This window comes from Pseudomonas sp. SWI7, assembly GCF_006351945.1.
Classification (GTDB): domain Bacteria; phylum Pseudomonadota; class Gammaproteobacteria; order Pseudomonadales; family Pseudomonadaceae; genus Aquipseudomonas; species Aquipseudomonas fulva.
In genome coordinates this window covers 719,270-741,342 of sequence record NZ_CP040930.1, presented here as the reverse complement: position 1 = coordinate 741,342, position 22,073 = coordinate 719,270, and the positions used below count along the sequence as shown (strand labels likewise).

Annotated in this window: 17 protein-coding genes and 2 pseudogenes; 12 read left to right on the top strand and 7 right to left on the bottom strand. The window is 57.7% G+C overall.

Annotated features, from left to right (window positions below; translation table 11 throughout):
• Nucleotides 1-311: 311 nt before the first annotated feature.
• Both FH041_RS03310 and FH041_RS03305 read right to left on the bottom strand, forming a co-directional pair.
• Nucleotides 312-1,562 (bottom strand): glycosyltransferase family 2 protein, encoded by a 1,251-nt coding sequence (locus tag FH041_RS03310; protein ID WP_088523580.1) that lies wholly within the window; start codon nucleotides 1,560-1,562, stop codon nucleotides 312-314.
• A gap of 312 nt (nucleotides 1,563-1,874) precedes the next feature.
• The gene (locus FH041_RS03305) at nucleotides 1,875-2,129 is read right to left on the bottom strand and encodes a hypothetical protein (RefSeq protein WP_088523581.1); all 255 of its coding nucleotides are present in this window, start codon (nucleotides 2,127-2,129) and stop codon (nucleotides 1,875-1,877) included.
• Between the two features lies 1 nt (nucleotide 2,130).
• Here FH041_RS03305 and FH041_RS03300 point away from each other — a divergent pair.
• Nucleotides 2,131-2,421, top strand: a pseudogene (locus tag FH041_RS03300) (IS5/IS1182 family transposase); the annotation flags it as partial.
• A gap of 619 nt (nucleotides 2,422-3,040) precedes the next feature.
• Here FH041_RS03300 and FH041_RS03295 read toward each other — a convergent pair.
• The 5 genes from FH041_RS03295 to vasI all read right to left on the bottom strand — a co-directional run bounded on the left by FH041_RS03295 (nucleotide 3,041) and on the right by vasI (nucleotide 11,051).
• Nucleotides 3,041-3,304, bottom strand: a complete 264-nt coding sequence (locus tag FH041_RS03295; RefSeq protein ID WP_088523582.1) for an HPr family phosphocarrier protein — start codon at nucleotides 3,302-3,304, stop codon at nucleotides 3,041-3,043.
• Between the two features lie 1,646 nt (nucleotides 3,305-4,950).
• Nucleotides 4,951-5,397: a hypothetical protein gene (locus FH041_RS03285; protein ID WP_088523583.1), complete on the bottom strand. Its 447-nt coding sequence runs from the start codon at nucleotides 5,395-5,397 to the stop codon at nucleotides 4,951-4,953.
• Between the two features lie 10 nt (nucleotides 5,398-5,407).
• Nucleotides 5,408-9,025 carry a type VI secretion system membrane subunit TssM gene (tssM, locus tag FH041_RS03280; protein WP_125922164.1) on the bottom strand — a complete coding sequence of 1,206 codons (3,618 nt, stop codon included), beginning with the start codon at nucleotides 9,023-9,025 and terminating at the stop codon, nucleotides 5,408-5,410.
• Nucleotides 9,026-9,033: 8 nt separating this feature from the next.
• A complete protein-coding gene (gene tssA / locus FH041_RS03275; protein ID WP_088523585.1) occupies nucleotides 9,034-10,482 on the bottom strand; it encodes a type VI secretion system protein TssA in 1,449 nt (482 codons plus the stop codon).
• Complete coding sequence (vasI, locus tag FH041_RS03270) at nucleotides 10,470-11,051, bottom strand: type VI secretion system-associated protein VasI (protein WP_080992829.1); 582 nt, start codon at nucleotides 11,049-11,051, stop codon at nucleotides 10,470-10,472. The genes tssA and vasI overlap by 13 nt, the downstream gene beginning before the upstream one ends.
• A gap of 368 nt (nucleotides 11,052-11,419) precedes the next feature.
• Here vasI and tssB point away from each other — a divergent pair, with 368 nt between their 5' ends.
• The 11 genes and pseudogenes from tssB to FH041_RS03215 form a co-directional block, all read left to right on the top strand.
• Nucleotides 11,420-11,923, top strand: coding sequence for a type VI secretion system contractile sheath small subunit (gene tssB / locus FH041_RS03265; protein ID WP_140174175.1), 504 nt, complete (start codon nucleotides 11,420-11,422; stop codon nucleotides 11,921-11,923).
• Between the two features lie 17 nt (nucleotides 11,924-11,940).
• The gene (gene tssC / locus FH041_RS03260; protein WP_049695720.1) at nucleotides 11,941-13,431 is read left to right on the top strand and encodes a type VI secretion system contractile sheath large subunit; all 1,491 of its coding nucleotides are present in this window, start codon (nucleotides 11,941-11,943) and stop codon (nucleotides 13,429-13,431) included.
• Nucleotides 13,428-13,838 carry a type VI secretion system baseplate subunit TssE gene (tssE, locus tag FH041_RS03255; protein WP_049695719.1) on the top strand — a complete coding sequence of 137 codons (411 nt, stop codon included), beginning with the start codon at nucleotides 13,428-13,430 and terminating at the stop codon, nucleotides 13,836-13,838. Before tssC ends, tssE begins: the two co-directional genes overlap by 4 nt.
• A 3-nt stretch (nucleotides 13,839-13,841) precedes the next feature.
• Nucleotides 13,842-15,608 carry a type VI secretion system baseplate subunit TssF gene (tssF, locus tag FH041_RS03250; RefSeq protein ID WP_140174174.1) on the top strand — a complete coding sequence of 589 codons (1,767 nt, stop codon included), beginning with the start codon at nucleotides 13,842-13,844 and terminating at the stop codon, nucleotides 15,606-15,608.
• Nucleotides 15,572-16,588 (top strand): type VI secretion system baseplate subunit TssG, encoded by a 1,017-nt coding sequence (gene tssG, locus FH041_RS03245; protein WP_049695717.1) that lies wholly within the window; start codon nucleotides 15,572-15,574, stop codon nucleotides 16,586-16,588. Before tssF ends, tssG begins: the two co-directional genes overlap by 37 nt.
• A complete protein-coding gene (locus FH041_RS03240; protein WP_049695716.1) occupies nucleotides 16,585-17,142 on the top strand; it encodes an FHA domain-containing protein in 558 nt (185 codons plus the stop codon). Before tssG ends, FH041_RS03240 begins: the two co-directional genes overlap by 4 nt.
• Complete coding sequence (gene tssJ, locus FH041_RS03235) at nucleotides 17,139-17,933, top strand: type VI secretion system lipoprotein TssJ (RefSeq protein ID WP_049695715.1); 795 nt, start codon at nucleotides 17,139-17,141, stop codon at nucleotides 17,931-17,933. The genes FH041_RS03240 and tssJ overlap by 4 nt, the downstream gene beginning before the upstream one ends.
• Before the next feature lie 46 nt (nucleotides 17,934-17,979).
• Nucleotides 17,980-19,317: a type VI secretion system baseplate subunit TssK gene (gene tssK / locus FH041_RS03230; protein WP_104926354.1), complete on the top strand. Its 1,338-nt coding sequence runs from the start codon at nucleotides 17,980-17,982 to the stop codon at nucleotides 19,315-19,317.
• Nucleotide 19,318: 1 nt separating this feature from the next.
• Complete coding sequence (gene icmH, locus FH041_RS03225; RefSeq protein WP_049695713.1) at nucleotides 19,319-20,173, top strand: type IVB secretion system protein IcmH/DotU; 855 nt, start codon at nucleotides 19,319-19,321, stop codon at nucleotides 20,171-20,173.
• Nucleotides 20,174-20,307: 134 nt separating this feature from the next.
• Complete coding sequence (locus FH041_RS03220; RefSeq protein WP_049695712.1) at nucleotides 20,308-20,823, top strand: Hcp family type VI secretion system effector; 516 nt, start codon at nucleotides 20,308-20,310, stop codon at nucleotides 20,821-20,823.
• 72 nt (nucleotides 20,824-20,895) lie between these two features.
• Nucleotides 20,896-21,942, top strand: a pseudogene (locus tag FH041_RS03215) (type VI secretion system Vgr family protein); the annotation flags it as partial.
• Nucleotides 21,943-22,073 lie beyond the last annotated feature (131 nt).

Here is a 22,073-nt window from a genome sequence, read left to right as displayed (position 1 = left end):
TCATAGTCAAATTGAATGCTTCGTCGGCGGCCTGTCAAGAAACCCGGAACTGTCTGGAAACGATAGAGGGGGAGACCTAGGTACTGCACGAAATAGGGCGATGTCGACACCGCATGGAGCAAGCCAGCGAGACCATCGCTGGCATCAATTTCTTGCGCGCTTGTCGAAACGCGTCACGCGGGGGCGATTGTCTTTAAGACGGCCGAACAACCTAGGCAGCCTGGCTTAGGCTTGCGCTTCATCGAGCGCATCGGAATGACGGGGCCTCTGCGGAAGCGGCCGCAATCGAGCACAAACGCGCTTTGCACGACCTACTCTCGCCTGACATTCGACAACTGCACATCACCCCGTCGGTTCAACTTGCCCCAACCCGTCGTCTTACCGAATAGAAACCGTAACAGTCCGTTCCATGTGGCGATGCACCCAAGCATCGATATCAGCGTATGCACGACTCCACCGTTAAGATGCCCGCACCATGATTCGGCACATTGACTATCCCCTACCCGTGCAGCGTATCTTCTGCATCCCCGCCAAACTGACCAGCAGCAGCCAAACACAAAAAGCGATAGCAGGAACAGCCAATTGAACACACCAGCACGGCACACTTCGATAACAAGGCAAGATAAAGCCACCGCAAAAGTCGGAATGATCAGCAGCGGAGCGATGCAGTGGCTGATTAATACATAAAGCCATATCTTGAATGCCCACCCCCCTTTTCGCCAGAATTGTCGAGAAAGCAAAGCGACCACTTGCAGCTTTCCAGTACTCCATCGCAACCGCTGCGCATATAGCTGGGACCATGCCGTAGGAATCTCCGTCACTGCTAACGCCGCTGGCTGATAGAGCGTTCCGTAGGCTTGCGAAAGAAGGCACATCGTAAGCTCTGTATCTTCAGCCAATGTTTGCTTACTGAAACCTCCTACTGCCCTTACCCGATCAGTTAAAAACGCCGATATTGCACCAGGTACAACGGGCACACTGTAAAACCTGGAAAACGCACGCCGTTCAATCTCATTTGCAATTTGATATTCAATGCGCTGACCTCGGCAAATGAGCGCATCACTGAACCCTCCTCCTCCAGCAATCATATTCCCTGAAACCGCTGCAATATTTTGCACAGAAAGAGAATTCACCAAGAGCTTCAGCGTATCAGGAAAAACGAGCGTATCAGCATCAATGCAGACGAAGCTGGCTGTATGAACTTCCCTCAAACCTCGATTAAGCGCCATTGCTTTTCCTGCATTGCTTTGAGAAAGAACCTTGAACGCGTCGCCATACTTATTTTTTAATGTTCGAGCGAGATTTAGCGTTCTGTCGGTCGATCCGTCATCGACGCAGATTACCGAATGAAACTTAACGCCACGGGAGTCAAAAATCGCAGCGACCGTTGCTTCCAGAACCCGCTCCTCATTGAAGCAAGGTATCAGAACACTCACGAGGGGCGACGGGCTCATATCAATGTCTTCAGCCTGCCCAGTGCCGGCCCACATCAGAAGCACAATACTTTTAACAGAATGCGCCATCAAAATCACAAGAGAAGCAGCCAACATCCACTCGTTCATAACTCACCCTGATCGGTTCAACAATCTCCTCTTGCAGTAAATCAAAATTCAAGAGACTACTCACCTAGCAGAATTGATAGGCACATCTAAGGCTGTAGTCCAAACAATTAATACCCTGAGACAATCCACAGAACTCCCTACATAACATCACCGGCTGTACGGCTCCGGAGTGCAAGGGTGCAGATTAATGTTAAAGGGCGTGCCATCGTTAGGCCGTGAGGTGTCTGGCTAAATTGTAAGCCGTCACGAAGGCACAGTATGTGCGCCTCCATCCCAGCGTAGTCGGGATCGTGGTATCGTTGATCGCTTGGTTTAGGTCTTGGTCAGTCGATGTTTGATGACGCGCTCGTGGCAGACGCGATTGAGAATGGATCCACCAGACCGATTGGCCGCGCCGTTGCGGCACCTGGGCTGCTCGGTGAAAGCCTCACCGTTGTCAGTCAGGGCGGTGTAGATCTTGGATGTAAATGCCTGCATGACCTGACGTAGATAGACGGCGCTATTACGCTTGGTCGAGGCGGCGGAGAGCGCGACATAGGTGAGCGTTGTGACGCGATCAATCGGCATGGACAGGTGCTATGACGCCGAAGCGCTGCGCCTTCACCGCGATCAATATCGAATACAGCCCGTTATCCCACTGCACTCAATTAAGCGCCAGCCCAAGCCTGGCTTACCCAGACTGTTTAACGGGCCCCCAAAAAATCGACGGCGCAACATCATCAAGCGCATGTTTAGCTGGCTGGAAGATAACCGCAGGATCGTGACACGCTTCGACAAACTGGCGACAAGCTATGCCGCCATCGTCTCACTGGCTTGCTCCATGCGGCGTCTGCGACATCTCTTTTCGTACAGAGCTTAGCCTTGGCCATTACGGAACCATAAGAAAAAGCCGCCCGTCATGTGGCAATACGGCATCAGCTAACCCAATGCTGCTATCCGCATCGCCTAGGACATTGATCAGGCCCGCGGCATTGAACCGCTGCAGTTGGACCTGCCAGGAGGGGCATCATGCGCAAATGGATAAGTACAACCGCCGTGAAGTGTGCGGTATGGGGCGTTATCCGATTCCAGTTGCGATACTGGCTCGACTGGCTGTGTCGCTAACGGATCAGGGACGAGGCATTGGTATAGGTCTTCGGAAAGATGCCATCCGTCATACATTACTTGCCGCGGATCAGGTAGGGTTCGACCCAGACTGACTCATCCGATTGATAAGAGCCAGTGCGCTTCTAATGTTAGACTCGGCTTTGAGCCATTGGGCGATCACCAGCTTTCGCTTTTGCTCAAAGATGCCCGAAAGCTCTTAGTCTCATCACACTCTCAATAAGCGCCCTAGTGGGCGCCTGTGTTTTTGACCAACATTTCTTCCTCGACTCCTGCCGGCCCGTTTCACACGAACCACAGCGCTCAGCACCCAAGCCACATGAGTGATAGTGTAGATGGATATAAAGAGATGGCCTTCAAGTGTGCGCCAGCACTCACGCAACGAATTCAGACTTTACCATGTTTGCGAGCTCTTCTACCGCCTGTTGTTCGTCATCCCCGTCCGCGATGATTCTTATGATATCATTTTTCTTAATCTCTAGACTTAGGACACTCACCAGATTTTTTCCATTAACCCTTCTTTCTGAGCGCTCAATCCAGACTGACGATGAGTAGTCATTTGCTTTATTTACAAATTGAGTGGCCGGGCGGGACTGCACACCCACAATGTTTGTTACGGTAACCTCAGAATAGAACATGTCAATAACCCCTATGAAGTCGTGGCTTATCCAAAATCAGGCTAACGTTCAATGCGGTGTACGTCTACTGGTAAAAATACCAGGGAATTAAAAGTGCCTTCACCTGATATGCAGGGCGAGGTGGCACTCCGTTTGCGTAGCACCTTAAAAATACAGAATCCTGACTCATTCGAGAATAAGCGTAGGAAATGCTTGCATCCCTGTCCAAACCCAAGTTGGATGGAAAAATACTAATGATTGGCCCTCTACACTGGCAAAAATAATAGCCTACCCGCGCAGGTTCGCGACCTCCACTGAGATTCCGGTGGGACACCTGCCAAGAATGTAAAGCTTGTCCGTGCCTATTGTTTAATCTTCGCCTGATCCAATCGCCAGCATCCACGTTCGCAGGATGTGATCATGGTCGCACTTCGTTCTCTCGCCCTTCGCCGCAGTCTACTGGCAGGGTCTTCTCAGCCTCCCAGCCGCTTCGATGGCGCTCAGCACAGCTGACATCACAGCTTCGACTACCTCCCCCGAATGTCTGGCCTACCGCTTTGTCGGCATCTGCCAACGCGGTGCACCACCACTACGACAACCTCTGTCGCCTGATCAGCGTCAACGACATTCGCAAGGGAATGTGCGAATTGCGTTATAACCCGCTGGATCGGCTTATAGCCGCACGTGGGGCTGGGCGGAAGGTGGTGACCGAATACCGGTGTGACTGTCAGTCACCTATTGAGTGAAGTGCTGCTGCCAAATGGGCAGGTGGCCAAGCATAGGTGCGACAACCGACGGAAGGCGATCCACTAATTGAATACGGCCTCGAAGGCATGATCACTGGAGAAGCGAACTGCAAGACGCTGTTACGTGCGTTGCTCGCTCGGATGGGTGCCTTGGGCTATCAACGCTCGTGCTTCATCCCGCTTGGTGTGGGCCTCCCGGAGCCCGAGCTGAGAACTAACTGCCGAACGACATGCGCTTCTGCTTGCCAGCCTAGTCGTACCCGAAATGCCAGACCTTTCCGGTGACTCGGGCGCGAAAAAACCGGTACTATCCGGGCATTTTTAGGGCCAGATTTGAGGCCAGAATTGGAAATGCCCCAATTCGCTTTTCCGGTGGAGCTTGGTGGGGTACGAGACGAGCATTTGGTCTCTGACAGGTCCAGGAGGTCACCATGGCACTCTCGGAGCTGGCGATTCAGCGCGCTTCCCACTGGAACGAAAGAAGGCCCTAAGGGCCTTTTTTCGTCGACTTACAGACTTCCATGGAACTCTGTGGATCTATAACTGAAGCGGGAAGCGAGACACTTGATAGGCATCTATCCCCCTGAAATTATTAGCTTTTTTTCAGGCTAGCCCCGCTTCAGTGGATGAGCTTATGGACTGCATGCCAGAGCGTGGCAAGCACCATTTTTCACTGTACTCCATCAGCGTTCACGAACATCCGATCACGCCCGTTGACAGGCATCTCCAAGTCTCGTCGCTCCCCCTTCCTCGTAGATTTGGACACGGGCTGCCTCTCTCCAGGACTGACCAACATCTGGCGCCCCCGGCGCTTAGGTACAGTCATCGAGCGCATGCTCAGGCACCAGCGGCACCACCACCGACACCTCGCTACGAACGGCCGCACGAATCTCTTCCAAGACCTTCTTTGAAAGGAGGCGCTTAGCATGGCGCACGAACAGCGCTTGCTCGGATAGCTGAGTCAGCAGCGTCAACCTGCGCCGCTCCTCCTTCTGCTGATACTGAGCCAAACCACGATCCACTCGAAGGCCGGCTAACGCTTTTATTGCGCATGATGATGGCGTAGTTGAGTCTCCTGAGCCATGGAACGTCCAGCTTTTTACGCCCTGCGTGAGCATCCTGCCGAGCAAGCTTGAGCTGCGCCCTCATAGAAGCAATTTCCGAGACCAAGGTGGCTTCTCGGCTGAGCATTTCCTCCACTTGAATACCTCGCGCCTCCAATAGCCCGAAATCCGCGAATTCATTCTTGTGGGGAATAAACAACCCATCGCCGGGCATATCCTTATGCACCGTACGCATGCCCCCCTCCAGCTGCTCGATGGCCTGCCTGCAATGGTGCAGGGGCTGAACTCGCTCTTCCTTTGGCATCACCCCTTCCTTATATAGTTTGTCCGTCGTCCTGCCTGGCCTTCATCGCCTTGAGCGGCTGCTGTAGCAACCCACGAGGCAACCGGAAACCCTTGAACGGTTCTTGGGTAATGGGGTTAAAGGCCTTCTCAGCGCTTAGCCGGTAACGCATCACGCCATCCCCGGTCCTGAAGCTAAGGTCTACACTGGTAGCCGTCCGTCCATTGAGCGAACCGCGGCTGAGCAAACGGAACATCGACCATGGGCCTCGGTACTCCAGGCTGCTGCTGTTGCCGTTCTGCCTGAGCAGGGTCAGGTTGCTCCGCACGTGTTGCCCAAGCGTATTGGGCCAGATGATGCCGGTGATCTGGCGCGGGCCATGGGTGTAGGAAATCAGCTGGCCATCAAGGTCCAGCAGGCTGGTGCGTTGGTTAGTACTCAGGCCCAACGGCTCGATACTGAACTGAACACTCAGATTGCCGCGCTGATCGAAGAAGGTTTCGCGAATGCGGTCTGCCAGCTCCAACTGTTCGATCACATCGTTGCGGATCAGCGACTGTCCCTGCTGCCCGGCTTGTAGGGCTTCGAGGTTGTCCTTCAGGAACACGTTCAAGTACTGATCATTGAACTGCCGCAACCGCCCCTTCGGCCCGAAGAACGCCTCGAAGTCTTCCAGGGACGCGTCGGGTGCTCTGGCCACAAAGGGATAGCGCCCAGCAAGGCGCTGCTGGAAGAAGCTGTACACCTCGGCGTCCCAACGCCGCTCCAGCTCGCGCAAGGCTTCAACGTTCAGCACCTGTGCCGTTTGATCAGCCACTTTTCGGACCTGCTGATTGATCGGCTCAGGCAAGCCAGACGAAACCCGCTGCAAGGTGCCGATGGGGTCATGCCCTGTCATCGCGAAGCGCTGATGCACTGCCTGCAACGCGGCCTTGCCTCGATCAGGGCTACCCTGTACAGACTTGGCATAGTCGTGCACTGCCGCTATGGCGCTAAGCGTCTCATCGTAATAGCTCGACTTCTCACCCGCTGCCTGCAACATGGCGCTCATCCCTGCAAAGGCACGCTGGATAGCCCAAGCCGGTTGTTGCTCTGCCTTGCTGCCTTTGGGCATCACCGCCTTGGCTTCGTCTCTTTCGTCGAAAACTTCAGTCGATGAAAGCGAGGTATTGTCCTTCACCGTATCCAGCAGCCGATGCAACGGCGCCGCAGGGCCGCTCAACTGCTGCAGGATCGTGACACCGTGATCCAGGTCGCGAAAGTCTGCTACCGAGAAGGCATTCAAGGCACGGCGCCAACTGTCAATGTAATCGGCGCTGTACAAGTTGCGCAGGCGTTCACTCAGTGCCTCCCGGTCGGCGTCCGAGTAATCGAGCTGGCTACGCTCGCCCAGCGCCCATTGGTCGATCATCGCCATATCAGCGAAGCTCTGACTGCGCGGCTCGAAGTACTCCTTGAACCCTTTGGCCGTGAGCATCGCTGCCAACCGGACATCATCGCCCTTCCTAGCACCCATGGACGGCTGATACACCACGTCGAAGGCCGGCCCGACCTGATGACGCAAGTCCAACCCGGTGTGCAATTGCTCCCCCGCTTGCTGTTTGAGGGCAGCATAAACCCGCTCGGCTAACGGGACTTTGCGTAAAGCCTCCTGCACCACGGCGATACGCTGGGTGTACTGCGGCAGGTCGGCATCGGCATAGGCCAAGGCGTATCTCAGGTGCCGCATGAGATCGCGTTGCAGTTGGCCCTGGCCAGGAAACTTCTGCTGCCATTGACGGGCCATCCACTCTTCGACCCATGCTGGGCGGCGGTTCTGGCGGTCCTCCAGCATGCGGTAAACCCTGAGGGCAGCCATCTGCTGCTCGCTGCCTGGCGGCGCTGAATCCATGGCATCAATCACGCCACTGGCCAAGGCAGGCAAAAAACGCTTGGAGAGTAAGCTCAGGTAGGCCTCATCGACGCGCGGGCCGATAGCACGGCCCTGATACAGGCCAAAATCGGAAACACCTGGCCATGCCGCACGATAGTCGCCAAATACTGATACCGCATCGCGGATCTGGTTCAGCGGCTCCAGTAGGTTACGCCCGGTCGGATCCAGGCGCAGATCCACTTCGTGATGGCTGTACTCCCTACTTTTAGCGAGTACGTTGGCAGCTTTGGCGCCATTGATATCGGAGTAGCGTTGCCAACTGGCAATGGCGACACAAAAAGCCAGAGTGCCTACCCCGGAACCGACCCATAGTAACTGACGCTTGCTGCGCGCCACTTTGATGTTGTCCCCGGCAAGCCCGGCTTCCTTATAGATGACACGCCCGAACGCGTGCTGGATGAAGTACGCCAGCGCCTTGCCTTGTGCCTTACCCTCAAGCAACGGAAGCTCTGTCTTGTACGGCTGGGCTGCCTCGCGCACGAATGCATTGAACATGTCACCTTGCTGAATGACCGAGGACCAGTACACGCCCCGCACCAGAGCCGGCGTGGTGTAGCGATCGCTTGCCAACGCTTCTTTCAAGAACCCCAGCAGTATCGGGCGCAAGCCGATCAACTGGGCCAGTAGTGAGAACAGCCGCGCTCGCTGCGAAGCGCTGCTTAAGGTGTCGAGTCGGTCCACCACCTGCTCAAACAGCTGGCTGATCAACTGCTCGTAGTGATCACCATATTCCTCCAGCCAGGCGTCGAACGTACCGACCGCGTCCAGCTTGAACGTGAAGCCGAGCAGTTTTTCCCGCATGGCTACGGAAAGGCCGGCATAGAGCTGGTCGAAACCGTCCAATAGATCGAACTTGGTCAGTACCACATACAGCGGCAGGCGCGAGCCCAACTGGCTGCTGATCTCGTACAGACGGGTGCGCAAGACGTGCGCTAGTGCAACGCGTTGCTCAGGCGTGCCATGCAGCAGCGCAGGTAGGTCAACAACCAGCAACACGCCGTTGAGGGCTCTCTGGCTGCGGTTGCGCAATAGCCAGTCCAACAGATGCTGCCACAGCCTGGCCGGAGTTTCAGGTGGTAGTTGCGGTGTGCCTGAGTCGTTAGTGGCCGAGTCTGCATTCGACGCCTGCCTGATGAAGGCCCCTGGCGGATCGATGATCACCGCATCGCTGCTGACCCACCAGCCTATGGGAAAGGCCAGCGCCTGCGCCTGCCTGCCCCGCGCCTGCGCCTTATCGATGCGGGTCAGTGAAAAGCTTTGTTCCGTACGGTCGATGAAGCTGGACTTGCCGGCATGCTGGTCGCCTATTACCAAGTACCAGGGCAACCGGTACAAGGCACGCCGCCCTCCTGCGCTGTCAACAAATCGCGAGAGCCCTTGGTCCAAGGCTTTTTCTTGTGCTCGAACCAACGGCAGTACGCTGTCCAGTTCAGCGGCTACCGCGTGCTTGCGCGCTGCCTCCAGGCGAACGTACCGCCTGCGCAGCACAACCAGCCAGCACAGCAGCGGCACCAGCACGAGCACCAGGCTGGCGAGGCTACGATGCGCCATGCTGGCCAGCGGATGCTGTTCGCGCCACGTCCACTGGGGCCCGAGCCACCAGATGGCAAACAGCACCAGTACGGTCCCCAGTCCAAGCAGCAGTGGCATGGCTAGGCCGATCCGAGTCAACAGGGGCAAACCCCAACGTTTCAATAGCTTCCATAGTTGATTCATGGAGGGTTCTAGTCCTTGTTTTGATCGGCCAATGCATGGGGGGAGGCATACTGTTGCAGTCGTTGAAACACATCAGGTTCCCAGGCACTGGCGGTGGTTTGTCGCATGGTCCGAGCGACGCTGGTACACAGGTCCTGGGCCAGCCAGGAGACACCGCGTGCGGCCAGCAGATCGGCCGCAATGATGGTGGTATGGCAGCGCTCGCGCGGAGCACGAAGGTCGGCCTGCATCGCCTGCAGCCTGAGCAAAACCGGCTCTACCCCGCCGGTTTCCAATTGACTGACGAGTTCTTCGCGCAAGCCCACAAACTCGTGGGCAGGTTCGGCTTGGGATTGTTCATCTGTGGCCTTGAGCCAAGCCAGGCATTGATCGTCCAGGAACGCCCGGCCGTCGCTGAAGCACAATTGCTGCAGCGCAGGCATTCGCTGGACGAACCGGGCAGTTGTCGCGCGGATTGCCTCAGCCACCTCATCCATAGCCAGCCGTGTCGCCGCAATGGCCGCGAGGAAACTGCCGCGTATCCAGAAAGGGCAAGCTGTCACGCTCTTTTCGATCCGGTGGAGCAACGCAGCGTCGATCGCGGTGCCGGCAATGGCCTCTTCATAATCGCCGGCGATATCCAGCGGCACCGCCATCAGCTCCGTGCGGTTGCCTTGCTTGGTTTGAGGTGCTGCCTGGATGTGGGCCCACAAGCCGAACCGACGTAACTGATAACCGGTCGGGTCGTAAGGGTCTTGCTGATTGATCATTTCGGCCATGGTCAGCACGGCCCGTCGTGATTCACGTTCGTTGCCCAACGACACGCGGGGCAGTGGCGTGGCGATGACCTCGGCCAGGGGGGCAGGCTTGATGGCTGCCGTCGGCGCCTTCGTAGCAGGCTCCCCACCCCGGCTCGCCAGCTCCGTGTGCTTGCGTAGCAGGCGCTCCAAATCTCTTAGAATGGCTTCATCCAACAGGGCAACGGATTGCTGCTGTTGCAGTCGCTGCAATGCCTCTTGAGCTACAACCGCATGCGCAGGGCTGTAGGTGAAGCGGTCCAAACGCGGCAGCGCCACGTTAAGGCGGTTGAGCACCAGGCCAACCAACTTGCGCTTGCCCAGGAAACCCTTGGGGCCAGGCTTGGGATGAGCAACCTCCCAGTAGCGCTCGACCATGCCGGCAAGCAAGGTCAAGGTCAAACCCCACCGCTCCCAACAACCACTGCGAAGCCATGCCGCACTCAAGTGCGCAACAATGCGCAAGTGCTTGCACTGCTGCCCCAAGTACTGACGCGACGCTTCCTCGATATAGGCCCAGTCGATACAGGACTCCTGCAGCCCTCCCAGCTTGACCATTTCCTGGTCGATGGCCTGGTAGGTTTCGTCCTCCACATCAAACAGGCCGGCCGGTGCCTGGGCATCGATGGGTGCGAGCAACCGGGCAATTTCCTGCGGGTCGACTTCGGCTACCAGCGACATAGCTTGCGTGCCTCGTCGATAAGCGGGTCCAGCCCCTGAGCGTCGAAGACCAGCCCGTCAATGGAAGGGTTGTCGCTCTGCACCTGAATGCGGTGGGCCCCAATCAGCTGCTTGATCTGCTCAATGCCCGGCAAGCCCCTGCCGGCATCGAGCACCTGACCGTTCTCGGTCACCTGCCAGGGCGTTAGGGCAGTCGCACCCCGCTCCCCCAGCAGTCGCATCGCCACCCGGCCGGCATCAACGGGTTGTGCGGCGATCAGCTGTAGCCGGGAGATGTTCTGCAAACAGCTGATCACCAGATAGGGATGCGGTACAGCCGAAGCGACTGCGGGCGCAGAGATTGTCAGCCCCTCGTCTTCACGCGTGAGACGAAACGTCAAGTCGTCGGAATTTCGCCCTGCTTCATGGGTCAGCACACGACGCACCGTAGGTGAATCCTGCTCCGGTGCCGACCAGTGCACAGCCACCAGGTGCGCAGGTGTTCCGGCTGATTCATCGAAACATGCCAAGCGCTCAACGTTAGATACGATCCGCGAGCAATCCTGATCGGAATACACAGGTATTGGCATGCCGCCAAGTATCAGAAGAAAACCTACGCCATATGCATTCTTTGCCAAGCATCGCAAGTAAATTCCCCCTCATTATTACATATGACCTATATCGAATCAGCAGATCCAAGGTGCTCTAACGGACACCTCGACACCCGATAACGGCAAGAGCCTAGCGCACAAAAAACAGTCGGCAAAAACAAATATTTTTTTACATTTTTGCACTCGACGGGAAAACAGTTCCAAGCGCATGGTTTTTACGCGAACAACAAACAACCCCGCAGTTTTTTTATTCCGCAGACAGACATTAGGGAAGTTTCCTACAAACTAATTCGGAACTCTGGAACAACTACCGGGAAAAATTCCTACAAACAAGGAGGGATTCTGCAATGGCAAAGTCCACAGGATCGGTTGCACCTAAAGAGCGCATCAACATCAAGTACGTACCGGCCACCGGCGATGAACAGGCCGAATTAGAGCTGCCACACAAGATGTTGGTGATGGGCGACTTCGGCCTGGATGATACCCGTGCGCTGGAAGACCGCTCGGTCATACGTATCGATAAACACACCTTCAACAACGTGTTGAATGACGTCGATGTCCGCTTGGCCATGTCCGTGCCCTCCACACTCAGTGCGGCGCCGGAGGCGGAGCTGGCGGTCAACCTGCAGTTCAGGTCAATCAACGACTTCGGACCAGACGGCATCGCCCGCCAAGTACCAGAGCTGAGCAAGCTATTGGAGCTGCGCGAAGCACTGGTGGCCCTGAAAGGCCCACTGGGCAACGTGCCCACGTTCCGCAAGCAATTGCAGCACCTGTTGAGCAACGAGCAGGCCCGCAAACAACTCGCCGAAGAATTGAATCTGGTGCTTGAGGCGCCAAAAGAAGACTGAGACAAAGGAGCGTCCCCATGCCAAAGTCCAACACCACGACCCTAACGGCTGAACTCACTACCGATACATTGAGTAATGCCACCCTGCTCGACCAGATCATGGCCGAGACCAAGTTAGTCCCCGCCCAAGAGGGCTATCAAGTCGCCAGGCAGGGCGTATCGGCCTTTATTACCGAGATCCTCAAAACCCCTGACCCAGATCAATTAATCAACAAGCACCGTGTTGATCAAATGATTGCCGAGCTGGATCGGGCACTCAGTAACCAGATGGATGCCATCCTCCATCAACCGGCCTTCCAAGCGCTTGAGTCTTCGTGGCGCAGCCTCAAACTCCTGGTAGACCGCACGGACTTCCGCGAGAACATTAAGCTCGAAGTCCTGCATGTCAGCAAAGAAGACTTGCTCGACGATTTCGAGAACGCTGCCGATATCACCTGCAGCGGCATGTACAAACACGTTTACACCGCAGGTTACGGTCAATTTGGCGGCGAGCCGGTGGCGGCCATGGTTGGCAACTACAACTTCGGCCCCTCCTCACCTGATATTAAACTGCTGAGTTACATGGCCTCTGTCGGTGCCATGTCGCACGCGCCCTTCCTGGCAGCCCCGTCTCCCGAGTTCTTCAATTTGAGCAGCTTCGAAGCGCTGCCCAACCTGAAAGAGATCAAGGACATCTTCGCGGGGCCACGACATGCCAAATGGCGCGCATTCCGTGAAAGTGAAGATGCCCGCCACACCGCGCTGACCGGGCCGCGTTTCATGCTCCGCTCGGCCTATCATCCGCAAGAAAACCCTGTCCAAAGTTTTCACTACTACGAAAACATCGACGGGCGACACGACAACTACCTGTGGGGCAATTCCGCCTTCCTGCTGGCCAGCTGCATCAACGACAGCTTCGCCCGCTACCGCTGGTGCCCGAACATCATCGGCCCGCAGTCCGGTGGTGCCGTAGAGGACCTGCCAGTGCACCTCTACGAGGCGCTGGGGCAGTTGCAAGCGAAGATCCCAACCGAGGTGCTGATTTCCGACCGCAAGGAGTTCGAGCTGGCCGAAGAAGGCTTTATCGCCTTGACCATGCGCAAGGACAGCGACAACGCCGCGTTCTTCTCGGCCAATTCGGTGCAGAAGCCGAAGAACTTCCCCAAGACCCCCGAAGGCCTGCAGGCCCAGACCAACTACAAGCTGGGCACCCAGTTGCCTTACCTGTTCATCGTCAACCGCCTGGCCCATTACATCAAGGTGCTGCAGCGCGAGCAGATCGGCAGCTGGAAAGAGCGCAAAGACCTCGAGTCCGAGCTGAACAAATGGATCAAGCAGTACGTGGCCGACCAAGAAAACCCTTCAGCAGATGTGCGCAGCCGTCGCCCATTGCGAGCCGCGAAGGTCGAAGTCTCAGACGTTGCCGGCGATCCGGGTTGGTACCAGGTTTCGCTCGCCGTGCGCCCGCACTTCAAATACATGGGCGCGAACTTCGAAATTTCGCTGGTCGGCCGGCTCGATACCCAATGACCGGCTTTTTCGACCGTTTGACTGCGGATCAGTCCATGGCTCGGGAGGCGTCCAGGCAAGAGCGCGCGTCCCATAAGTTCGCCGCCATCAAGCGCCATTTGGAAACACTGCTCAACGCTCGCCAGGGTTGCTCACAGAGCAGCCCTGAGCTGGGCCTACGTGATTTCAATGGCCACGAAGTGAGCAGTGGCGACCTGCTGAAGCAAGTGAGCGCCGATATTCGCCGCACCATCCAGCGCTTCGAGCCCCGCGTGCACGTGCGCTCGCTCAAAGCCATGCCCGATTGCCACGCCCCGCTGGAGCTGCATCTCAGGCTGGACTGTCACGTGCAGGTCAACAACCGCAAGGAGCAGCTACAACTGGAGCTGCTGGTCAACGGCCATAGCCGCCATACCCAAGTGAGGTGACCAATGTCACTCAAGGATCGATTCAGCGAAGAGCTGCGTTACCTGCATGAGCTGGGAAACGACTTCGCCCAAGACAACCCACAACTTGCCCGACTGCTGGGCAAGGGTGGCAGCGACCCGGATGTCGAACGCCTGATGGAGGCCTTTGCTTTCCTCACGGCCAAGCTGCGCCTCAAGCTTGAGGATGACCTGCCAGAGCTGACGCACCCCATGCTGCAGCTGCTGTGGCCCAATTACCTGCGGCCGCTGCCGAGTGCCACGATCATCCAGTTCACGCCACTCAAGCAAGCGCTCAGCCAATCGCAACTCATTCCCAAAGGCTCACAGCTGTTCTCCAAACCTGTGGATGGCGTGCCTTGTGAATTTCGCACCTGCACGGCAGTGGATATCCATCCGTTTGAGATCCAATCGGTGAGCGCTACCCAGACGCTCGACAGTTCGGTGGCACGCATCGAGCTGCGCCCCCTGGTCGAGCGACCAATGAACACCCTCGGCTGCAACAGTCTGGATTTCCACCTCAGCGGTGATACTGAAACTGCGCGCACGCTGTACCTCTGGATCGCTCAATACCTCAAGCATGTCGCTGTGACGATCAACGGCGAGGCCCGCAGGCTACCCGTCAGCAGTATCGTCTTCCCAGGCTTCAGCTCAAACGAAGGGCTGCTGCCTTACCCGCAGAATGTCTTCGACGGTTATCGGATCCTGCAGGAGTACTTCGTCTTTCCAAAGCGCTTCCACTTCTTCAGCATCACCGGATTGCAGAAGGTCTGGCCCGATCAAGCGACTGAGCAAGTGGGCATTGAACTTCATTTCACCCGCCAGCTACCTGATTCGTTGGGTATCGGCATGGTGGACTTCAGCTTGTTCTGCACGCCGGCTGTAAACCTGTTCAGCTACAGCGCCGAACCTATCGACCTCTCCAACCGGCACGCCCCTGCTGACCTCACGCCCCGAGGTAAAGAGCGGCATGCTTATGAAATTTTCAGTGTTGATCGGGTGATCAGCACCCGCACGACCACAGACGGCAACACCGGCGAACACCTGCGCACCTTCCGCCCCTTCGAGTCGTTCGCCCATGAGATCGAGCATGCTCAAGGGCGCACGGCGCTGTACTACCGCTACACCCTCGAAGATTCCTTACGCGGCGATGGCGTCACGCACCGCATCGCCTTCGTGCGTGCCGACGCCAACGCCTACACCGGTGAGCTGGAAACGGCGTCCATCGACCTGACCTGCACCAATCGCGATCTACCTCTGGCATTGGGCGTCGACGACATCAATGTGATTTCCGAAGTCACTCCTCCGCTGACCACCTACACCAACATCTGTACACCGACACGCCCCTGTCGGCCAGTGCTCGATGGCCAGTTGCAGTGGGCGCTCATTTCCAACATGTCGCTCAATTACCTGTCGCTGCTTTCTTGCGAGCCGCTCAAAGCGGTCATTCGCGCCTACGACTTCGTGGCGCTGCACGACCTGCAGCAGACCCGTACTACCCATAAGCGCCTCGAAGGCATCCGGGATATCCAGACCGAACCTCTGGATTGGCTGATCAAGGGCCAGCCCATTCGCGGGCTACGCACACGACTGAAGCTGGATCAGGCCGCATTCCTTTGCGAGGGCGACCTGTATCTGTTCGGCTGCGTGCTCGCGCACTTCTTCGCCCTGTACGCCAGCATCAATTCCTTCCATCAACTGGAAGTGATCAACACCACCAACAACGAGCGCTACACATGGCCCATCCAGACCGGCAAACAACCGCTGATCTAGCCGACAAGATGCTCGCCGACGCACACCGGTACAACTTCTACCAGTTGCTGGAGCGCCTGCACGGCTTGCACGGGGATGACCTGGAACCGCGTTGGCCGGAACGGGCCGCTCGGCTGCGCGTGCGTCTGGCCTGCGATCCAAGGCTGACCTTTCCGGTTTCCGACGTGTACAAAGCCGAGCGCATGCCCGAAACCGAAGACCGCTATCGCGTGTGCACCACATTCATGGGCCTGCATGGCACTGACTCGCCGCTGCCGTCCTACTACCTGGAGCAGGTGGCCTACGAGCATGCACAGGGCATCGGCGTGCGCCCGGCCTTTTTCGACTTCTTCAACCACTACCTGCTCAGCCTGCTGCACCGCATCTGGCGCAAGTACCGCTACTACATTCGTTTCCAGCCGGGTGCCAGCGATGGGTTCTCCCAGTACATCTTTGCCCTGCTCGGGTTGAATGACAAACAGCTGCGCGGCGACACGGCGTTGCCCTGGAGCCGGCTGCTCAGCTTCGCAGGAGTGATCGCCAGCCGCAGCCGCGCACCGGGCACCGTCGCCGGCATCATTGCCCACTGCTTCGACCTGAAACAGGTGCAGATTCGTGAGTTCGAAACCCGCTCGGTGCCTACGACAATCCAGCAACAGGTCAGCCTTGGCCGCAACAACGGTGAGCTGGGCAGTTCTTTCATGGTCGGCAGCCGCACGCGCACGCGCAGCAGCAAATTCACCATCGTGATCAGTGAGCTTGACCAGGCACAGCTGCGCGACTTGCTGCCCAGTGGCATCAACTTCAACCGCCTGCGTGCCCTGATCGATTTCCTGTTGCGCGACGGGTTGGCCTACGACCTGGAATTGCGGCTGCAACAGAACGCGCTGTCGCCATTCTGCCTGCACCCGAGCCAAGGCGCCCACTTGGGCTGGACCAGCTTCGTCGATGACCGCCACGGCCAGATCAGCCCCGTCGTACGGTTCCGGGGGCGCTCATGAGTACATTGACCTTGAGCATCACCAACCTCGCTCAGTTACAGCACAACGTCACGGCCCAGCACGAATTCGATCGCGCAGGGGGCACCGTCGGCAGCGCGCAGGCCACGTGGCGGATCAATGACCGTGTGCAGAGCGTGGCACCGATCCACTGCGAGATCCGCTGGATAGAAGGCAGCTTCTGCGTGATCGACCGCTGCGGGCGCACTTACCTGAACGACAACCTGGACAGCCTGGGCATGCGAGCAGTCAGGCGTCTGCTTGAGGGTGACCGGCTTCGTGTTGGCGCTTACCGACTGTTGGCTCAACTCTCACAAACGGATGCACGTTCGCTGGAGCAGTTGTTCAACGCTGATTCGCGAGTACTTGACCGACTTATTCTGGATGCACCCGCAGAGCGTTGGCTTGTAAAGCCCACGACGACCCCAGAAGTCGCTGAGATCTGCTCGGTATTCGACCCGGCTACAGGCAAAGATCCGTTGGCAGCATTGGATGCGGTGACCGAAGCCACGCAAGAGAAACCGCTGGACCGTTTGATTGCAGGAGAACGCCCATGACGCATCATTCACTCGTGGCCGGCGTTCTGGCGACGCTGATCGGGCTCTCAGGCTGCACTGCCCTGAGCAAAATGGGTCAGGTGGCGATGGACCCCTCGATCCCCGTCGGCCCGACCAAGGATCAACCTACCGAAGTCGCGTTCAGCATCAACGCCAGCCCTACGCTCAACAGCAACCCCAACAGCGTGGATGTAGCAGTTGAGCAAGAAATCAGTCTGGAGCCCAGCCCCTACGCAGTCAGTTTGAGTGCGGGAGACCCCTACGCGCTGACCGAGAAAGTCGGATCGCTGTTCGAATTTCTGCAGGCGCAATTCCCGGCAATCTCTCCCGTCGAGAGGCAAGAGGATGAGGCCGATTCCCCCCTTCGCTCACCCTTCGAAGAAAGCACGCCCGGCCGCTATGAAGATTCGAATGTGGAGCTGACCTTACCGCGCGTGACCACGGCTACCCCTGAGCCGGTCGCCACTCCGATGGCCATCAAGATCCTGCAACTGCGCGACGACACGCTGCTGCGCAACAGCCTCTATGACCTGTTGGACAAGGACCCGGCCAAGGCGCTGCGCAGTACCTACATCCGCGATGACGACTACCTGCTACGCCCTGGGCAGTTCAAGTTCATCCCCTTTGCCGCCATCGAGCCAGAGACTCGGTTCGTTGCAGTGATCGCCGATTACCGCAATCAGGAAAATGCGAACTGGAGCCAGGTGCTGCGCATTCCACCGCGCGGCCAACACATCATCCTGTCGATATTGCTCAACGACACGCAGGTTCTGCTCAAGGAAGAAGACTGATGGTTGCCCAACCCTTCTCACTTACTCACGCTGACACGGAGCGCTCATGAGTTCACGCAATTCCGTTCTCTGGCCTGAAGGCCTGTTCGTCAAACCGCAGCACTTCCAGCAGGCTGCCCGCGCCGCAGAGGCAGCCCTGCATCAACGTCTCGGCAGCCTCAACGCAGCCTTCTATGGCTTCAGCGAGCTGCAACTGAACGACGAATACCTGAGCCTGGGCAAGATCGCCATCACCCGTGCGCGTGGCATCATGCCGGACGGCACGGTATTCGACATCCCGGCAGATCTGCCACCGCCGCCCCCACTGGAAATCGAGGACGACGGTGCGAAGGACAGCGAAGTCTACCTTTGCCTGCCGCTGCGTACCGAGGGTGGCCGAGAGGTGAGCTGGCCGGACAACGCCGCCAACTTCCGCTATAGCGCACAGCCTCTGGAAATCAAGGACACCCATAGCGCCGATGGCGACCTTGCCCAGGTCGATCTGGCGGTGCCCAACCTGCAACTCAAACGCAGGGCCGACGACAGCAGCGCTTACACCCGCCTGGCCATGGCACGCATCCTGGAACGCCGGCCCGATGGCAGCCTGCAACTGGATGAAGGGTTCTACCCGACCAGCGTCTCGGTACGGGCGGTGCCGGCACTCCAGCGTTACCTGGAAGAGATCACCAACACCTTGCGCGAGCGCTCACGCAACATGGCCAGCCGAATAGGCGCCTCGGGCCAGTCCGGCATCGCCGACATCCGCGACTTCAACCTGCTGCAGGCCATGAACCGTTGGTGGCCATGCTTCCAACACTTGGCCAGGCAGGGGCAGACACACCCTGAACAGTTGTACCTGCACATGAGCCAGGCCTGTGGCGAGTTCGTGACCTTTACCGACGAGAGCCGCCTACCGCCAGAGTTTCCCGCCTATCAGCACACCGCTTTGCGCACGTCGTTGAAACCGCTGCAGGACACCTTACGCCGCGCCCTGGGTACGGTCCTGCAACCGCGGGCTGTCTCTCTACCGCTGGACGCGCTGGACTACGGCGTAATGACGACAACGCTCGAGGACCGCCGCTTGATCGATGACGCCGACTTCATCCTCGCCGTGCGTGCCGATCTGCCACCGCCGACGCTGCGCCAGCTGTTCATGCAGAAAGCCAAGGTCACCTCCCTGGAGACCTTGAATGACCTGGTGCATAAGCAGCTACCCGGCATTGCGCTACAGCCACTGCCGGTAGCGCCTCGCGACCTGCCCTTCCATGCGGGCTTCAGCTATTTCGAGCTCGACCGTCGCGACCCGACCTGGGCCTGCATGAAGACAGCCAACGGCTTCGGGATTCATATCGCAGGGGAATTCCCTGGGCTTGAGTTGCAGTTCTGGGCGATCAGGAGTGAATGAGATGCGAGAGAACAATCACGCGGACAATGATACCGCCTTTGCTCAAGCCGAGCTGTTGCAATCGATGCTTCGGAAGTCTTTTCCGAGTAACGCCAGAGCATCCGACTCCACTGCTCCAGAGCGAGGACCTGCCTATCAAGGATACGCAGCTGATCCGGACTTCCAGTTGCGGGGCGGCTACGACAACCTGATGCTAGATGCCGCGTCACCGCTATTTGGCCTGGTAATACGCCTGCGCACTCTCGATACACTGCCAAACATCGAGGAAGTGCACCAGCAGGTACGCAACCAGATTGGAAACATCCAGCAAGAGATGCGCCAGCACGGCTACGAGACCACGCAAATTCTGGCGTATTCCTACGGCCTGTGCCTGTTCATCGATGAGGCCGTGATGGAGCGGCCCTGGGGTCAGGTCAGCCTCTGGAGCCATGAGCCCCTGCTCAGCATTTTCCACGGTGAAACGTTCGGTGGCGCAAAGATCTTCACTGTGATCTCACGCCTGATGCAGGAGCCCAAGCGGTACAAGGACGTGCTGGAGTTCATGTACTTCATTCTGTGCCTTGGACTCAAAGGCAAGTACGCCCTCGCGCCCAAAGGCGAAGAAACGCTGAACGACCTTATTCACCAACTCCACGGAATCATTCGTGAGCTACGTGGACCCACGCCGACAACGGTCTGCGACCCCTACACCAACGTCGCCCCGCGCAATTTCCGCATGAATCGGCAATGGCCCTGGTGGAGCCCCTTGTTGATTTCCGCAATTGCGATGGCCATAGCCTACGGCATCTACAGCTACCGCCTGCACCTGATCACCAATGAGGTGCTGCAGTCGCTCAACGGCATCTTGCAGCATTAAACCGCCGACAGTCGGCACACCCGAACTCAATGAATTGACGGGGCATTTGCCTCGTTGAAAAAGCCCATCGATTTCGATGGCCACGCTGCCCTTCGTGCGCGTGCTTATCCACATGGACGCAGGAGAAAACTGCCATGCCAACACCCGCTTACATCAAGATCGAAGGCCAGACCCAAGGCAACATCACCGCGGGCGCCTTCACCTCCGATTCGGTCGGCAACGTGTTTGTCGAAGGTCACGAAGACGAAATTCTGGTGCAGGAGATCAAGCACCAAGTGACCGTACCTACCGACCCGCAGAGCGGCCAGCCTGCAGGCCAACGAGTCCACAAACCCTTCATCTTCACCAGCGCGCTGAACAAGGCGACACCGCTGATGTATCAGGCACTGTCCAGCGGCGAAATGCTGCCGACCGTTGAAGTCAACTGGTATCGCACTTCCGTGGAGGGTAAGCAGGAGCACTTTTTCACCACCAAGCTGGAGGACGCCACCATCGTCGACATCAACACGGTGCTGCCGCATGCGCAGAACCAGAAGAACGCGAACTACACCCAACTGATCGAGGTGGCGATGTCCTACCGCAAAATATCTTGGACCCATGTAGTCGCAGGCACCGAAGGCTCCGACGACTGGCGTAAACCGATCGTGTAACCCGGCTGAACACGCCTGGCAGGCAGGCCCTGCCGGGGGTGTTGGAACTCTCAGACGGCGGAAGGATTTTTCATGCCTAGCCAATCTGATTTGCGGTACACCTTCGAGCCACTCGTTGGCAATGCCGAATTTGAAGTGGTGTCGTTCGAACACAAGGAAGCGATCAGCACGCCCTTCACCCTCGAACTGGAACTAGTCAGCTTCGAACCAAACATCGATTTCGGCCAACTGCTGGATAAACCCATCCTGTTCACGATCTGGGATGGCGAACGGCCGGTGCGCTACGTGCACGGGTTGGTCAGCCGATTCAGCCAGGGCGAAAGCGGCTTTTACCGTACCTACTACCACGCCTTGGTCGAACCCACCCTGGCTCGCGCCGGACTGCGCTCGAACTGGCGCATCTTTCAGCAAAAGACCGTCCCGCAAATTCTTGAGCTGATGCTCAAGCGTCAGGGCATCGATCAGTACGAGCTTCGCGCAAGCTTGGACCACCAAGTGCGCGAGTTCTGCGTGCAAGCGGGCGAAACCGACCTTGACTTCATCGCCCGCCTGGCAGCTGAAGAGGGCTTCGTCTATCGCTTCGAGCACAGCGAAAAACTGCATAAGTTGATCATCACGGATCAGCTGCTATCCCTTGGGCTGATCAGCCATGGGGCGCTCAAGACTGACAAGGATGACGAAAGGTTCGTTGAAGGCGAAGATGTTATCGACCCCAACACCGTGCTGTATCAGGCCAACAGTGGCGGCGATCAGGCCAGACCTTGCCTACGGCGCCTACGCTACAGCGAGCAGGTCCGAACCTCACGACAGGTCCAGCGCGACTACACCTTCACCCATCCGGCGTATCGCCAGGAGCACCGTGCTTCGGGCTCCTTCCTGGAACAACAGTCCAGCGACTACGAGCGCTTCGATTACCCCGGCCGCTACAAACGCGATGCCGTGGGTAAACCATTCACCGAGAACCGGACCACCGCTCTGCGCCACGATGTTCGAATAGTCGATGTTCAGGGAGATGACGTCAGGCTGCAACCTGGCCTAAGCTTCACACTCACAGGCCACCCACGTGATGATTTGAATGCGCATTGGCGTGTGAACAGCGGGAAAGTCGGCGGCGGCAAGAACGACCTGATTGCCGGCGACTATGAAGTGGAAGCCGGCAACACGATACGCCTGAAGTGCAGCAAGACACTTATCGAAATGCATGCCAACGGCACGCTCAACATCACCTGCGAAGCCTTCAACCTCACCGG

Excerpts from the sequence above, each read along its gene's own strand:
- FH041_RS03220 (WP_049695712.1), top strand. The coding sequence starts at position 20,308 with ATGCCAACACCCGCTTACATCAAGATCGAAGGCCAGACCCAAGGCAAC.
- FH041_RS03295 (WP_088523582.1), bottom strand. The coding sequence starts at position 3,304 with ATGTTCTATTCTGAGGTTACCGTAACAAACATTGTGGGTGTGCAGTCC.
- tssK (WP_104926354.1), top strand. The coding sequence starts at position 17,980 with ATGAGTTCACGCAATTCCGTTCTCTGGCCTGAAGGCCTGTTCGTCAAA.
- tssG (WP_049695717.1), top strand. The coding sequence starts at position 15,572 with ATGGCCCATCCAGACCGGCAAACAACCGCTGATCTAGCCGACAAGATG.
- tssF (WP_140174174.1), top strand. The coding sequence starts at position 13,842 with ATGTCACTCAAGGATCGATTCAGCGAAGAGCTGCGTTACCTGCATGAG.
- FH041_RS03305 (WP_088523581.1), bottom strand. The coding sequence starts at position 2,129 with ATGCCGATTGATCGCGTCACAACGCTCACCTATGTCGCGCTCTCCGCC.
- tssB (WP_140174175.1), top strand. The coding sequence starts at position 11,420 with ATGGCAAAGTCCACAGGATCGGTTGCACCTAAAGAGCGCATCAACATC.
- tssJ (WP_049695715.1), top strand. The coding sequence starts at position 17,139 with ATGACGCATCATTCACTCGTGGCCGGCGTTCTGGCGACGCTGATCGGG.
- tssE (WP_049695719.1), top strand. The coding sequence starts at position 13,428 with ATGACCGGCTTTTTCGACCGTTTGACTGCGGATCAGTCCATGGCTCGG.
- tssA (WP_088523585.1), bottom strand. The coding sequence starts at position 10,482 with ATGTCGCTGGTAGCCGAAGTCGACCCGCAGGAAATTGCCCGGTTGCTC.
- tssM (WP_125922164.1), bottom strand. The coding sequence starts at position 9,025 with ATGAATCAACTATGGAAGCTATTGAAACGTTGGGGTTTGCCCCTGTTG.
- tssC (WP_049695720.1), top strand. The coding sequence starts at position 11,941 with ATGCCAAAGTCCAACACCACGACCCTAACGGCTGAACTCACTACCGAT.
- vasI (WP_080992829.1), bottom strand. The coding sequence starts at position 11,051 with ATGCCAATACCTGTGTATTCCGATCAGGATTGCTCGCGGATCGTATCT.
- FH041_RS03240 (WP_049695716.1), top strand. The coding sequence starts at position 16,585 with ATGAGTACATTGACCTTGAGCATCACCAACCTCGCTCAGTTACAGCAC.
- icmH (WP_049695713.1), top strand. The coding sequence starts at position 19,319 with ATGCGAGAGAACAATCACGCGGACAATGATACCGCCTTTGCTCAAGCC.
- FH041_RS03285 (WP_088523583.1), bottom strand. The coding sequence starts at position 5,397 with ATGCCAAAGGAAGAGCGAGTTCAGCCCCTGCACCATTGCAGGCAGGCC.
- FH041_RS03310 (WP_088523580.1), bottom strand. The coding sequence starts at position 1,562 with ATGAACGAGTGGATGTTGGCTGCTTCTCTTGTGATTTTGATGGCGCAT.